The sequence below is a fragment of the Streptomyces sp. NPDC033966 genome (assembly GCF_055575955.1).
The window spans coordinates 74,609-87,218 of sequence record NZ_JBVIRQ010000010.1 but is presented as its reverse complement, the minus strand read 5'-3'; the positions used below and the strand labels follow the sequence as shown (position 1 = coordinate 87,218).

Below are 12,610 nucleotides of genomic sequence, written 5' to 3'. Positions count from 1 at the left end.
CGCCCGGGTCAGGCGGTGCGGGGCGCCCGGTACAGCTCGTCGATCTCGCTCGCGTAGTCCCGGGCGATGGCGCCGCGCCTGAGCTTCAGCGAGGGGGTCAGGTGGCCGCGCTCCTCGGTGAACTCCCCCGGCAGGACGGTGAAGCGGCGGATGGACTCGGCCCGCGACACCAGCTTGTTCGCCTCGTCCACCGCCCGCTGGAGCTCGGCCAGCAGCTCCGGGTCGGTGACCAGCTCGCGGACCGGCACGCCCTGCTTCTTGTGCATCTGCCGCCAGTGGGCGAGCCCGTCCGGCTCCAGGGTGACGAGGGCCGCGACGTAGGGGCGGTTGTCGCCGATCACCAGGCACTGGCCGACCAGGGGGTGGGCGCGCAGCCAGTCCTCCAGGGGCGCGGGGGCGACGTTCTTGCCGCCGGAGGTGATGATCAGGTCCTTCTTGCGGCCGGTGATGGTCAGGTACCCGTCGGCGTCCAGCTCGCCGATGTCGCCGGTGGCCAGCCACTGCCCCGGCTGGTGGGCGGCCACGTTCCAGTACCCGGCGAAGACGTGCCGGCCGCGCAGCAGCACCTCCCCGTCGTCGGCGATGCGCACCGCCGTCCCCGGCAGCGGCCAGCCGACGGTGCCGAGCCGGGGGCGCTGGGGCGGGGTGACGGTCGAGGCCGCCGTCGTCTCCGTCAGGCCGTAGCCCTCGAAGACGTCGATCCCCGCGCCGGTGTAGAAGGCGGCCAGGCGCCGCCCGAGGGGGGAGCCGCCGCTGAGGACGTAGCGCACGTTGCCGCCGAGGGCGTCCCGGATGCGGCGGTAGACGAGCGGGTCGTACAGGGCGCGGGCGGCCCGCAGCCCCATCCCGGGCGTCTTGCCCTCCACGGTCTCCCCGTACTGCCGGGCGATGCGGGCGGCCCGGTCGAAGGAGGAGGCCCGGCCCATCCTCTCGGCGGTGGCGCGGGCGGTGTTGTAGACCTTCTCCAGTACGTAGGGGATGGCGAGCAGGAAGGTCGGCCGGAAGCCGGCGAGGTCGGCGAGCAGTTCCTCGGTGCTGATGCTCGGCGCGTGGCCCAGCTTGACCCGGGCGCGCAGGCAGCCGACGGCGACCATCCGGCCGAACACGTGCGACAGCGGCAGGAACAGCAGCGTGGAGGCGGGCTCCTTGCTCACGGACCGGAAGACGGGGTGCAGCAGCTCCACCGCGTTGTCCACCTCGGCGTAGAAGTTGCCGTGGGTGAGCACGCAGCCCTTGGGGGTGCCGGTGGTGCCGGAGGTGTAGACGAGCGTGGCGACGGATTCGGGCGTACGGGCGGCCCTGCGCGCGTGCACGATGGCGTCGGGCAGGTGCTCCCCGGCCTTGACGAGCCGGGCCAGCGCGCCCGTGTCGAACTCCCACAGGTGCGCGAGCCCGGGGAGGCCGGCGCGTTCGGCGCTGATCAGCCGGGCCTGGACGGTGTCCTCGACGGCGCAGGCCACGGCCCCGGAGTCGTGGATGATCCAGCGGGCCTGGAGGGCGGAGGAGGTCGGGTAGATGGGTACGGTCACCAGGCCCGCGGCCCATCCGGCGAAGTCGAGCAGGGTCCACTCGTAGGTGGTCCGGGCCATGATGGCGAGCCGGTCGCCTTCCATGAGCCCCTCGGCGATCAGCCCCTTGGCGACGGCGAGGACCTCGCGCGCGAACTCGGCGGCGGTGACGTCGCGCCAGGTGCCGTCGCGCTCCTTGCGGGCGAGGACGGCCTCGCGGGGGGCCTCGCGGGCGTTCTGGAACGGTATGTCCCCGAGGGACCCGCTGGTCGCCGGCCCGGCGAGCGCCGGCACGGACACCTCGCGCACCACTCCGCCGACGACCGTCTTGACGGGCTCGACGGGCTCGACGGGCTCGACGTGCTTCGGCTCGGCTGCGTGCACGGCGTTCTCCTCGCTCGTCCCGGTGTTACCGCCGGTAATCTACGCACGCCCCCGCGCCCGGGACCACCCCTCGTACACCATCTCCCCGGCGGCTCCACACCCCGTCGACGGAACCATCCCGCAGCGCGCACACGCCGGCCCCGCCCCGCATGCCGGAACGCCTGCGTCAGCGGGGCCGCACCGGGCAGAATTCGGCACGGGTCCGTCCCCACCCCTAGGAGCAGCCCGTGTCGCCGTCCCAGGAAATCGAGTTGACGCTCACCCCCGCACAGGCCGCCACGGGCGTCGTCCTCCCCGTCACCCTGCCGACCGGCGCCCAGCGCCTGCGCATACCCCCGGCCCGCAACGGCGACCTCGTCCGGGCCCGCATCGGCGAGACCGAGGTCCTCCTCCGCATACGCGTGTCCGGCCCGCCGGCACCCCCGCCGACGGCCCCGGCGCAGCCGGCCCCGGCGGGCAGGAGCGGGGCGCTGGGCTGCCTGGTGGCACTCGGGGTCGTGGCCGCGCTGGTCATCGGCATCGTCATCGCCAACGATGACGACGACTCGGCCACCACGGCGTCCTCGACGCCGACGGCCGGGCCGACGTACACCCCGTACACCCCGCCGACGTACAGCCCTCCCACGTACACCCCGCCGACCTACACGCCGCCGACGTACGACGCCGCACCGCCTCCCGCCCCCACCACAGAGGCCGCCCCGAGCCCCTTCGAGACGGGCACGTGCCTCAACGGCCAGCTCCCGGACTCCACCACCGCGCAGACGGTCCACGGGGTGAAGGAGGTCTCCTGCTCGGCCTCCGACGCCCACTACCGCGTCATCCAGCGCTTCCCCGGCACCGACGACATGAGCCGCTGCGACGAGAACCCCCGCACCGAGTACGGCTTCTCGTACCAGTACACGATCAACGGCAGCGTCATCAACGAGTACGTCTACTGCCTGGTCGGCATCGGCTCCTACTCCCGCGCCTGACGCTTCCCCGACACCCGCCGCCACACCCGGACGGCCGCCCCGACGACGACGGCGGCGGCCACCCCGCCGACCGCCTCCGGCACGGCGGCGAGCAACAGCTCCTGTACAGCGGACATGCGGATCTCCTTCACCCGAGGGCCCCGGGACCGGGACACGGGAAGACCCTGGCCCGTTTGCGCCCGGTCCCCACCTGGGCAGGGACGCCCCGGGACGGGCGCGGCCGCCGACCGGGGCGGACCCCGGGCCCGCCGGGGACGAACCGATCCGTCCCAGGGACGACCAGGGGGGAACATGCGGTCCGACACGGAGGCGTGGCAGCGGTACGGGGACTTCCTGCGCGCCCAGGCCGCGGAAGCCGGCATGGGCTCGCGCGACATCGAGCAGGCCTTCAAGGAAGCGGCCCTCCTGGAACCCGACCGCCGCATCGACGAGATGGCGTACTCCAAGTCCCACATCGACCGCCTCTACGGCGCGCAGGCGAAACCCAAGCCCCCCGTCCCCTTCACCATCCAGTTCCTGCGCATCACCAACAAGGCCGCCCGCCTGACCCGACAGGAGCACGACCGCCGCTGCGACGAGGCCCGCTCCCTGCTCCGGGCCGCCACGGAAACGCCCCGGCCGACCGACCGCGAGGACGACACCGCCTCCCTCCGCCACCAGCGGGACCTGGCCCTCGCACAGCGGGACCTCGCCCGCGTCGAGCGCGACCTCGCGTCGGCCGCCGGCACCGAGACCCGCCTGCGCTACGCCCTGCGCGACGCGGAGTTCCTGCTCCTGACGCTGTTCCAGATCACCGGCGCACTGCGCGAGATCATCGCCGGGAACGACGTCCGCGCCCTCCGGACCACCGACGCGGGCGAACTCGCCCGGGTACGCGACGAGACCCGCCAGGCGGAGGACTACAAGTCGACGGCGCAACAGGAGGCGGACAGAGTCATCGCCCGCAAGCGCACCCTGGAACGGCTCTGGGACCGCGCCCGCGCCGACCTCCGGCGACTGACCCTGCACTCCGACGTCTCGGAGCTCGCCGTCACCCACGCGGACTCCGACGGTCTCCTCAGCCCGATGCCACCCGCCGACCTGTTCGCACAGGCCGCCCTGGACGACATCGCCGCCGCGCTGACGAAGGCGCACGAGGTCAACACTCGCGAGGAGGAGACGGCCCGCGACCTGCACCGCACCCTCACCGACGCCGAGGGCTTCCTCGAAGCGGACGACGAGCTCACGGTCCTCCTGGCCTCGACCCGCCTCACCGACCACGATTCCCGCTGTGCGGCCATCACCACGCTCGTGGCCAACTGGAACCACAGCGAGGCCGCCCGGGACGCCGTCATCAGACTGTCCGCCGACCACTCGGCGACGGTACGCCACCAGGCGGCCGCAGGCCTGGCCGAAGGCTGGCCGGGAGACCGCGCGGCCGGAGAAGCACTGCAACGGCTCGCGCATGATGCGGACATGCGGGTCCGTCGGCTCGTCCTCCGGTACCTCACGAGTGACTGGAGTGGCGACCCGAGCGCCCGGGACGCCATCATCCGACTGACCGGCGATCCCGACCCCGGCATCCGCGACCATGCCGTGGCCGCGCTCCCGTCGGGCTGGGCCGGCGACCCGGCCGCCCGGGACGCCGTCCTGCCGTTCACGGCCGACCCGGAGACCGTGACCCGTGAGGAGGCGGCCTTCCATCTCGCATCGGGCTGGAGCGGCGACCCTGCGGCCCGGGACGCCGTCCTGTCGCTCACGGCCGATCCGGACGAGCTGGTCCGCGGGTCCGCCGCACTGGCGCTCGGGCAGGGCTGGCGCGGCGACCCGAGGGCCCGGGACGGACTCCTGCGGCTCGCGAAGGACGGGGACGCCGAAGTCCGTCACTGTACGGCCGAGGCTCTGGGCTGGGGCTGGGCGGGTGACCCCGCTGCTTTGACGGTCGTAGTGGAGCTGAGCTCCGACGACAGCCCAAAGGTCCGTCAGGAGGCGGTCGAGTCGCTCGCGAGAAGTTGGCCGGGCGACCCCGCGGCCAGGAAGGCGGTGCTCCTCCTGGCCGACGACGCGAACATCCCCCATGCCATCGTCAACGCGCTCCAACGCAGTTGGGGCGGCGACCGGGACGCCCGGGACGCCGTCATCCGGCTGGCGGACGGCCCGAACCGGGATCTACGCCGCCGGGTCGCGGCTGCGCTTGCGGACGGATGGCCCGGTGATCCCGAGGGCCGAAATGCCGTTCTGCGCATCGCCGACGCCGACAACCCGGCCTTGCGCTCCGACGTGGCCCGCGCTCTGGGCCGCGGCTGGCCGGACGACCCGGTGGCCCTGGAAGCACTCCTGCGGTGGTCGGACGACGGCAACGCGCTGGTCCGCTCGTCCGCGGTCGATGCGCTCGCCGAGGGCTGGGCCGGGAACCCCGCGGTCCTGGAGACCGCGCTGCGGCTGAGCTTCGACGCCGATGAAAGCGTGCGCGTGGACGCGGCCCACGCACTCGCGAGCGGCTGGCCCGGCGATCCGGCCGCCCTCAAGGCCGTCCGGCGTCTCGCGGGAGACCGGAACTCCGACGTCCGAAGGGCGGCCGCCCTGGCACTCCTCAGCGGGTGGCGCGACGACCCGGCGGCCGAGGAGGCCGTGCGGTGGATGACGGCCGACCCGGCGCTCGCCGTGCGGCGGGTCGTCGGGGCGGCCCTCAGGGAGCGGGGCGCTACTGCCGGCGGTACGGCTTGACGGTCGGGTCGTAGGAGCAGGTGACCGTGGTGCCGTTCGTGGCGCGGGCCGTGTCCGAGGGGCGCCCGTACGGAGGTGGCGACGACCACGCCGCGCAGGTGGCGGAGGTCTACGCCTGGGCGGTGGAGCACGACATCCCGGCCCGGGAGAAGTAGCCCACGCCTCCCTACTCCACCCGGCTGCCGTACGCGCCCAGCCGGCTGCACTCCACCGCCGTCGCCGTCACCGGGCGCTCGCGCAGGATCCGGCGGGCCCGGTGTTCGCCGAGGCTCGTCGCGTACCAGGGGGCGTCGGCCGCGCGGCGCAGGTCGGCTTCGATGCCCATCAGGGCGCAGGAGCGGCGGGGTTCGGGCAGGCGGTCCAGGTACGGGGCGGCGTCCGACGACAGGTCGCGCAGGTAGGCGAGGTCCAGCTTGTTGTCCTGCTGGTAGCGGGTCACGTTGTACTCCGCGATGATCCCGTCCGGCGAGGCCAGTCCGAAGGCCAGGACCGCCGCCGCCGCGCTGCCGACCACCGCGCGGGCCAGCCAGCGCCCGCCCGCGATCCCGGCCGCCATCAGCAGCACGATGACCAGGCCCAGCCACAGTTCCATGGTGACCACCGACAGCCGCAGCCTGGTCAGGCCGTACGCGTCCACGTACAGGTCCATGCGGCGCACCGCCGACGCGACCACCACCAGGGTCAGCAGGCACAGCGTCCCCAGGACCGAGCGGACCAGGCGCCGGTCACCGGCCCCGCCGCGCGGCGCCCAGCGCAGCGCGAGCGCGATGACGGCGAGGACGAAGAGGGTGGCCCACAGCAGCTGCCAGAACCCCTGGCGGGCGTACTCGGCGTACGTGAGCCCCGTGCTCTCCAGCACCTTGTCGTAGCCGCCGAACAGCACCGCCAGCTGCACGGCGTTGAACCCGGCGAAGAGCAGGTTCAGCACGATCAGCGGCAGGCTCCACTCCACCCGCGAACGCGCCTTCCACTGCCGGGTCTTGACCCGGTCCCAGCGGTGCGGGGCCGCGGCCGTGCGGGCGGCGGCGAGCGCCAGGACCGCGCCGAGCAGGAAGAGCAGGAACCGGAACGGCCCGTCCCCCACGGAGACGTCGGGCAGCAGGCCGCCGAGCAGGTCCGCGAAGGCCGCGTCGGCGGAGGCGAACAGCGCTCCGAAGACGACCAGCAGGACCACCGCCACCAGCGCCGCCTTGGCCACGGACAGCCAGCGCTCGCGGCCCGCCCCGCCGCCGCGCGACCGTACGCCCGTCCAGGCCCAGCCGACGCCGGTGACCGCGCTGTCGAGGAAGCCGAGCGGGGCGAGCAGTACGCCGGGCCAGCGGCGGGTTCCGTGCAGGGCCAGCGCGGCCAGCAGCACGGCGGCGAGGATCGCCAGCGTGGAGGGCCAGGCGGAGTCCCGCAGCGCCGGAACGGTGAGCAGCGCCACGCAGCCGGCCGCCCACACCAGGCTCCAGGGGCGGGCCTTGCGCCCGGCCGCCCGGGCGGACGCGTACGCGGCCACCATGGCGGGCAGCACCGCGAGCAGCAGGCCGGGGCCCATGCCGTCCCCGAGGACGACGGCGGTGGTGAGGCCGGCCGCGAGGACGGCGACGAGGGTGGCGGTGTGGATCGGCGCGGCCTCGGCGGGCCGGATCCGGCGCCACATGGAGTTCGCGGCCCGCGCGGCGGCCGCGTCCCGGGCCTGCTGCTGGCGCAGCCGGAGCTGCTCCATCTGCCAGAGGTGCCAGGCGGCCGGATCGTGCCCGGCCATCCCGGGCGCGACGGGCGGCGGAACCGGCGCCTGGCCGGCGGCCACCGGGGCCTGCCCGGGCTGACCGGCCTGCGGAGCCTGCCCGGCCTGCCCGGGCTGACCGGCCTGCGAGGCCTGCGAGGCCTGCGGGGCCTGCGGGGCCTGCGGCGACGGAGCCGGCGCTTCCCCGGCCGCCGGGGCCTGGGCGGCGACCGCCGGAGCCTGCCCGGCCTGCGGAGCCTGCCCGGCCTGCCCGGCCGCCGGTGGCTGTGCGGGGCCGCCCGCTTTCGCCTCTTCGGCGTTGTCGGCGTTCTCGGACATCGGGTCCCTCCCCTGTTGCGGAGCGGCCAGCGTAGGCCCGCGGCACCAGGTTTTGAACACATTCAACTCGCCCTTGTGGCAGGACCGTGACAATCCCCGCGCCTCAGGGACGGGCCGCCACGAGCTCGGCGTAGGGAACCATCGTGAGAGGGGTGTCGTACTGGGTGACGCCGTACCTTTCGGCGTTCTCCAGGTCCGTCGACAGCCGGCCCCTGGAATCCAGCGGGGAGATCTGGAACGTGAGCCCGCTCTCCGTCCCGTTCACCCACCGGGTCGACGTGAGGTAGCGGGGCCTGCGCGTCACATTGACGATGTTGTTGTTGTGGCGCACCCGCCCGTGGTGCATGACGTAGTCGTCGCACGGCTCGGGGCAGTCGAAGTACCTGCCCGGCTTCTCCTTCCACGAGAAGATCGGAAGGTAGTACCTGCTGTCGACCGTCCCCCGGTCACCCCTCATGAAGATGATCGACATACGGGTCATGACGACGTCGTACTTCTGGTCCGTGGGGATCTGGATCACCCGCTCCAAGGAGAAATCCGTTCCGGACGCGATCCAGGCACCTGCTCCCGGGACGACCGGGCCGGTGTCGACGAGCCTGTAACCCGTGGGCCGCACGTGGATCTCCGTGCCGGTGGCGGACTCCATGTCCACCCTCCACTTGTCCCGGTCCAGCTCGGTCTTCGCCGCGTCGAAGACCGCCTCCCGCCCCCACACCCAGTAGATGCTGTTCACGACGTACCCCGGAACGACCCCGTCGTTCGTGACGCGGAGCTTCACCGGGAGGTAGACGACGGGGCGTTCCGGATCCTTCCTCGGCGTCCCGAACTTCGCCTCCACCTTGAAGTGGAAGAGGGCCGCGGCCGGCTGGTACACCGCCGAGTAGACGAAGTTCGCCGACGCGAACACCGCGGTCGCCACCACACCGGCGGTGAAGCTCCTCGGATGCGGGATCCCCTTCCAGACCCGCTCCCGCCAGACCGTCCACAGCGCCCACAGCGCCCACACCGACAGCGCGAGGAACACCGGCAGGTACGGGGTCCACTCCCGCTCCTGGAACCACACCGTCAGCAGCAGGGCCTCGGTCGCCGCCGTGACGAGTACGCCCACCAGCACCGCCGCGCCCGAGTACGGAATCGTCCGCTTCCCCCAGAAGTCGAAGACCGCGGCCGCCGCGACGACCTGCACCGCCCCCGCCAGCACGAACAGCATCCCGGCCAGCCGCCCCGAGAAGGTCAGGGCCCCGAGCGCGTCCACCATCCCGACCCGGGCGAGGAGCAGCGCCGACACCAGCAGCCCGGCGGCCAGCACGGCCATGGTGGCGCGCCGGCGGCCCGCCCGGTCCGGCCAGGTGGCGGCGTCCGCCCCGCGCCAGGCCACCCGGGCCCGGTCCGACAGGTCCGTGCCGGGCGGCAGCCCCGCGCGGCGGAGCTGCCTGCGCAGATCACCCGGGGACCAGGCGCTCCCGGCCGGCTCGCCGTCGACGGTGACCGCACGCAGGCCGCGCGCGTCCGGCGCCTGCACCACCACCCTGCGCGTACCCATGCCCCCAGGCTCGGCGCCGGGCCGGACCCGCGCACCCGGGGCTACTCCACCCCGCGCCGGGCCGCTCCCCGACCGGAAGCCGGCCCCCCGTAGGGTGCCCGGGTGACGACGCACCTCCCCACCTGCTCCTGCTGCGGTGACGCGCTCGGCGACGAGCGGCGCATCGACTTCGGCTTCAACCTGCCCGACGCCGCCTTCGGCCTGCCCGAGGACGCCCTCCACCGGCTCGGCGTGCGCGCCCTGCTCCGGGTGGACGGGGTCGGCTCCTTCATCCGCTGCCTGCTGCCCGTCCGGCTGAGCCACGGCACCGAACTCGTCCTCGGCGCCTGGGTGGAGGTGGACGACGCCACCCTGCGGCGGGCCCACGAGCTGTGGGAGGAGCCCGGCTACGCGGACTTCGCCTTCACGGGCACGTTCGCCAACCTGATCCAGCCCTGGGGGGACGACCTGCTCGGTGCCGAGGTCGCCACCCGCGTCGCCGACCCGGACGAACTGCCCGTCGTCACCGACGTACGCCACCCCGTGGCCGCCCGCGTGGTGACGGAGGTCTGGGACCGCGACGAGGTCCTCAGCCGCTTCCCGTACCCGCTGCCGCTGGACGTGCGCACCGACCTCGGCGACCACTGGTCGGTGCTGCGCACCGCCGGCCTCACGGCCGGCTTCGCCGACGGCTACGACCGCTACACCGCCCCCGACCGCACCGCGGCCGTCAGCCTGAAGCGGGACGACGTCCCGGGCCGCGCCCCGGCGGACTTCCTCACCGCCCTGCTGTCGGGCGCCCCCGACACCCGGCCCGCCCAGCGGGTGCGCGAGGAACTGCCCGACGGCGGGCTGCGGTACGCGTTCTGGATGACCCCGCAGGACCACGGCCGGCCGCGCCACGAGTTCTACGGGTTCACCCTGCACCCCTCCGGCAGCGGCGCCGGGATCTTCTGCACCCACGAGGACCCCGACGCCCTGGCCTGGGCGCAGCGGATCTGGCGCTCCCTGGAGTGCGACCCGCCCGGGAACGGGATCAGCTGACGGCGGCGCCGAACCACCGGGGGAGCTGGGCGAGGAGTTCCCGCGGGTCCTCGCCCGCCCAGGCCACGTAGCCGTCCGGGCGCAGCAGCACCGAGGGCACGCCCGGGGCCTCGCCGGTGTCGGTGACGTGGTCGACCCGGTCCTCCCAGCCCGCCACCGACAGCCCGCCACCGGTCCGGTCGAGGAGCAGGCCCCGGCCGGCGTGCATCAGCTCGTAGAGCCGGCCCGTCTTCAGCGTGACGTCCCGCATCCGGCTGCCGAGCAGCTCGTGGCCGTCGCCGAGGTCGTAGCGGACGCCGACCGCGGAGGTCAGTTCGGTCACGTACCGGTTGACCTCCTCGAAGTCCAGCAGCTTCGAGAACAGCTCCCGCAGCGCGACCGCGCCGGCGGTGTTCTCCAGCAGCGCGGTCTGCGCCCGGGTGTTGGCGATGACGGCGGCGCCCACCGGGTGCCGTTCGGTCTCGTACGTGTCGAGCAGCCCGGCCGGGGCCCAGCCGTTGACCTCGGCGGCCAGCTTCCAGCCGAGGTTGAACGCGTCCTGGACGCCGAGGCTGAGGCCCTGGCCGCCGGTCGGCGGGTGGATGTGCGCCGCGTCGCCGGCCAGCAGCACCCTGCCGACCCGGTAGCGCTCGGCCTGCCGGGTGGCGTCGCCGACCCGGGACAGCCAGCGCGGCGAGTGCGCCCCGAAGTCGGTGCCCGCGTGGGCCCGCAGCCGCTCCTTGACCTCGTCGAGGGTCGTCTCGGCCGTCCGGTCCGCCGCCACGCCGTCGGCGGGCACGATGACCCGGTACACGCCCTCGCCCATGGGGACGGTGCCGAACCGGACGTGGACCTTGCGCACCTCGGCCGTGACGGCGGCCACGGTCTCCGCGTCCTCGGCCAACTCCATGTCGCCCAGCAGCGTTTCGACCTTGGCGGCCTCCCCCGGGAACCCGACGCCGAGCAGCTTGCGCACCGTGCTGCGGCCCCCGTCGCAGCCGACGAGGTACCGCGCCCGCAGCCGCGTCCCGTCGGACAGTTCGACGTCCACGCCGTCGGCGTCCTGGTCCAGCCCGACGACCTCGCAGCCGCGCCGGAGCTCGGCGCCCAGCTCCACGGCCCGCTCGGTCAGCAGCCGTTCGGTGACGGTCTGCGGGGTGGCGAGGCCGTACGGGTGCGCGGTGTCCAGCAGCTCCGGCCGCAGTTTGACGAGGCCCCCGAAGTCGCTGACCCGGTACGGCTCGCTGACCGCGAGGAACCGGTCCAGCAGGCCCCGCTGGTCCAGCATCTCGACGCTGCGCACCTGCATCCCGCGCCCGCGGGACTGCCCGGCCGGTTCGGTCAGCCTTTCGAGCACGACGGTCCGCACCCCGGCGAGGCGCAGCTCGGCGGCGAGCATCAGGCCGGTCGGCCCGCCGCCTGCGATGACCACGTCGATGGTGTCGATCGCGTCGGTCGCGTCGGTCGTCTTCAATTTCTCCCCGTTTCCCCAGGTCATGACTACGAGTGGGGATTCTGGACCACGACGGGGGCCTTGCGGCAAGGCCCCCCGCGGGCTATAAGTTGATCATGGCCGCCGTCGGCTCACTCGCCGCCGACGCCCCAGATCCCGGCCAACTGCGCGCGTGCGGCGGCGGCTTGCCGCGAACCCGCCCGGAACGCGGGCACCCACACCGACATGTCCGACGGGTCCGTACCGAGTGCCGCCGCCGAGGCCTCGTCGGGGAACAGCGACACCACCGTCTCCACGCCCATCGCGTCCGACGCCTCCCGCTCGGGGGCCTGACGTGCCATCGGCTCCACGACGACCGCCGTACGCGCGCCGGCCGCGAGGTCCAGGTTGGTGCCCGCCCGCAGCGCACCGTCGATGTAGTGGCGTCCGCCGAGCGGGACGGGAGGCGCCGCCCCGGGGAACGCGCTGGAGGCCGCGACGGCAGCCGCCAGCGGGACGCCGCTGTCGCGGTCCCAGACCACCGGCACGCCGCTCCCCGCCTCCACGGCGGGGATGAGCAGACGGCTCCCCGCCGGCCAGGTGTCCGTGCCGACGAGCCGGCGTCGCGACGCGACCAGGGCCCGCTCGGCCTCCGGGTCGGCCGCGTCGAGGGCGATCCGCCCGACCCGGCGGCGGGCCTCCTCCGGCGGCAGGCCGGCCCCGAGGACCGCGAAGACCTCGCCCATGCGCCGCGGGTCGGCCTGCGGAGGCCGGGGACCGTCGTCGCCGTCACCGGCGGGGTCGGCGAACCGCGCGAGGTCCTGGCCGCTGAGCAGCGCGGCGCCCACGATCGCGCCGGCCGAGGTTCCGACGACCAGGTCCGCCGCGGCCAGGTCGACGCCCAGGCCGCGCAGGCCGTGGGCCAGTCCGGCCATCCAGGCGGTGCCGACGGGCCCGCCGGGCCCGAGCACGAGCACCTTGTCCGATGAATACACCGCTCCCCCATCCGTCGCC

The 12,610-nt window shown here is 74.3% G+C and carries 10 protein-coding genes; 4 read left to right on the top strand and 6 right to left on the bottom strand.

Translation table 11 applies throughout. The annotated features are described in order from the left end of the window. Positions 1–8: 8 nt before the first annotated feature. Entirely contained in the window at positions 9–1,892 is a 1,884-nt protein-coding gene (locus ACZ518_RS26745; protein WP_469115544.1) for an AMP-dependent synthetase/ligase, read from the bottom strand. A gap of 227 nt (positions 1,893–2,119) precedes the next feature. Between ACZ518_RS26745 and ACZ518_RS26740 the strand changes: the two genes are divergently transcribed. Next, a complete protein-coding gene (locus ACZ518_RS26740) occupies positions 2,120–2,863 on the top strand; it encodes an LppU/SCO3897 family protein (protein ID WP_469115543.1) in 744 nt (247 codons plus the stop codon). Here the strand turns inward: ACZ518_RS26740 and ACZ518_RS26735 are convergent. Further along, complete coding sequence (locus ACZ518_RS26735) at positions 2,848–2,979, bottom strand: hypothetical protein (RefSeq protein ID WP_469115542.1); 132 nt, start codon at positions 2,977–2,979, stop codon at positions 2,848–2,850. The two genes, ACZ518_RS26740 and ACZ518_RS26735, sit on opposite strands and share 16 nt — an antisense overlap. Positions 2,980–3,154: 175 nt before the next feature. Here ACZ518_RS26735 and ACZ518_RS26730 point away from each other — a divergent pair, with 175 nt between their 5' ends. Both ACZ518_RS26730 and ACZ518_RS26725 read left to right on the top strand, forming a co-directional pair. After that, positions 3,155–5,569, top strand: a complete 2,415-nt coding sequence (locus tag ACZ518_RS26730) for a HEAT repeat domain-containing protein (RefSeq protein ID WP_469115541.1) — start codon at positions 3,155–3,157, stop codon at positions 5,567–5,569. Positions 5,570–5,589: 20 nt separating this feature from the next. Next, on the top strand, positions 5,590–5,724 hold the full coding sequence (locus ACZ518_RS26725) for a hypothetical protein (protein ID WP_469115540.1): 135 nt from the start codon (positions 5,590–5,592) through the stop codon (positions 5,722–5,724). Positions 5,725–5,735: 11 nt separating this feature from the next. On the opposite strand, the gene ACZ518_RS26720 is transcribed toward ACZ518_RS26725, so the two are convergent. Next, positions 5,736–7,619: a DUF4153 domain-containing protein gene (locus tag ACZ518_RS26720; RefSeq protein WP_469115539.1), complete on the bottom strand. Its 1,884-nt coding sequence runs from the start codon at positions 7,617–7,619 to the stop codon at positions 5,736–5,738. A gap of 103 nt (positions 7,620–7,722) precedes the next feature. After that, positions 7,723–9,162, bottom strand: coding sequence for a hypothetical protein (locus ACZ518_RS26715; RefSeq protein ID WP_469115538.1), 1,440 nt, complete (start codon positions 9,160–9,162; stop codon positions 7,723–7,725). Between the two features lie 102 nt (positions 9,163–9,264). On the opposite strand from ACZ518_RS26715, the gene ACZ518_RS26710 reads away from it, so the two are divergent. Continuing rightward, a complete protein-coding gene (locus ACZ518_RS26710; protein WP_469115537.1) occupies positions 9,265–10,185 on the top strand; it encodes a DUF2199 domain-containing protein in 921 nt (306 codons plus the stop codon). On the opposite strand, the gene ACZ518_RS26705 is transcribed toward ACZ518_RS26710, so the two are convergent. Together ACZ518_RS26705 and ACZ518_RS26700 are read right to left on the bottom strand one after the other, a co-directional pair. Further along, the gene (locus ACZ518_RS26705; RefSeq protein WP_469115536.1) at positions 10,178–11,662 is read right to left on the bottom strand and encodes an FAD-dependent monooxygenase; all 1,485 of its coding nucleotides are present in this window, start codon (positions 11,660–11,662) and stop codon (positions 10,178–10,180) included. The genes ACZ518_RS26710 and ACZ518_RS26705 overlap by 8 nt on opposite strands. 86 nt (positions 11,663–11,748) lie before the next feature. After that, positions 11,749–12,591, bottom strand: coding sequence for a patatin-like phospholipase family protein (locus ACZ518_RS26700; protein ID WP_469115535.1), 843 nt, complete (start codon positions 12,589–12,591; stop codon positions 11,749–11,751). Positions 12,592–12,610: the final 19 nt, after the last annotated feature.

What these genes read in the sequence shown, in the direction of transcription:
- ACZ518_RS26735 (WP_469115542.1), bottom strand. Translation starts at nt 2,979, where the DNA reads ATGTCCGCTGTACAGGAGCTGTTGCTCGCCGCCGTGCCGGAGGCGGTC.
- ACZ518_RS26730 (WP_469115541.1), top strand. Translation starts at nt 3,155, where the DNA reads ATGCGGTCCGACACGGAGGCGTGGCAGCGGTACGGGGACTTCCTGCGC.
- ACZ518_RS26720 (WP_469115539.1), bottom strand. Translation starts at nt 7,619, where the DNA reads ATGTCCGAGAACGCCGACAACGCCGAAGAGGCGAAAGCGGGCGGCCCC.
- ACZ518_RS26715 (WP_469115538.1), bottom strand. Translation starts at nt 9,162, where the DNA reads ATGGGTACGCGCAGGGTGGTGGTGCAGGCGCCGGACGCGCGCGGCCTG.
- ACZ518_RS26705 (WP_469115536.1), bottom strand. Translation starts at nt 11,662, where the DNA reads ATGACCTGGGGAAACGGGGAGAAATTGAAGACGACCGACGCGACCGAC.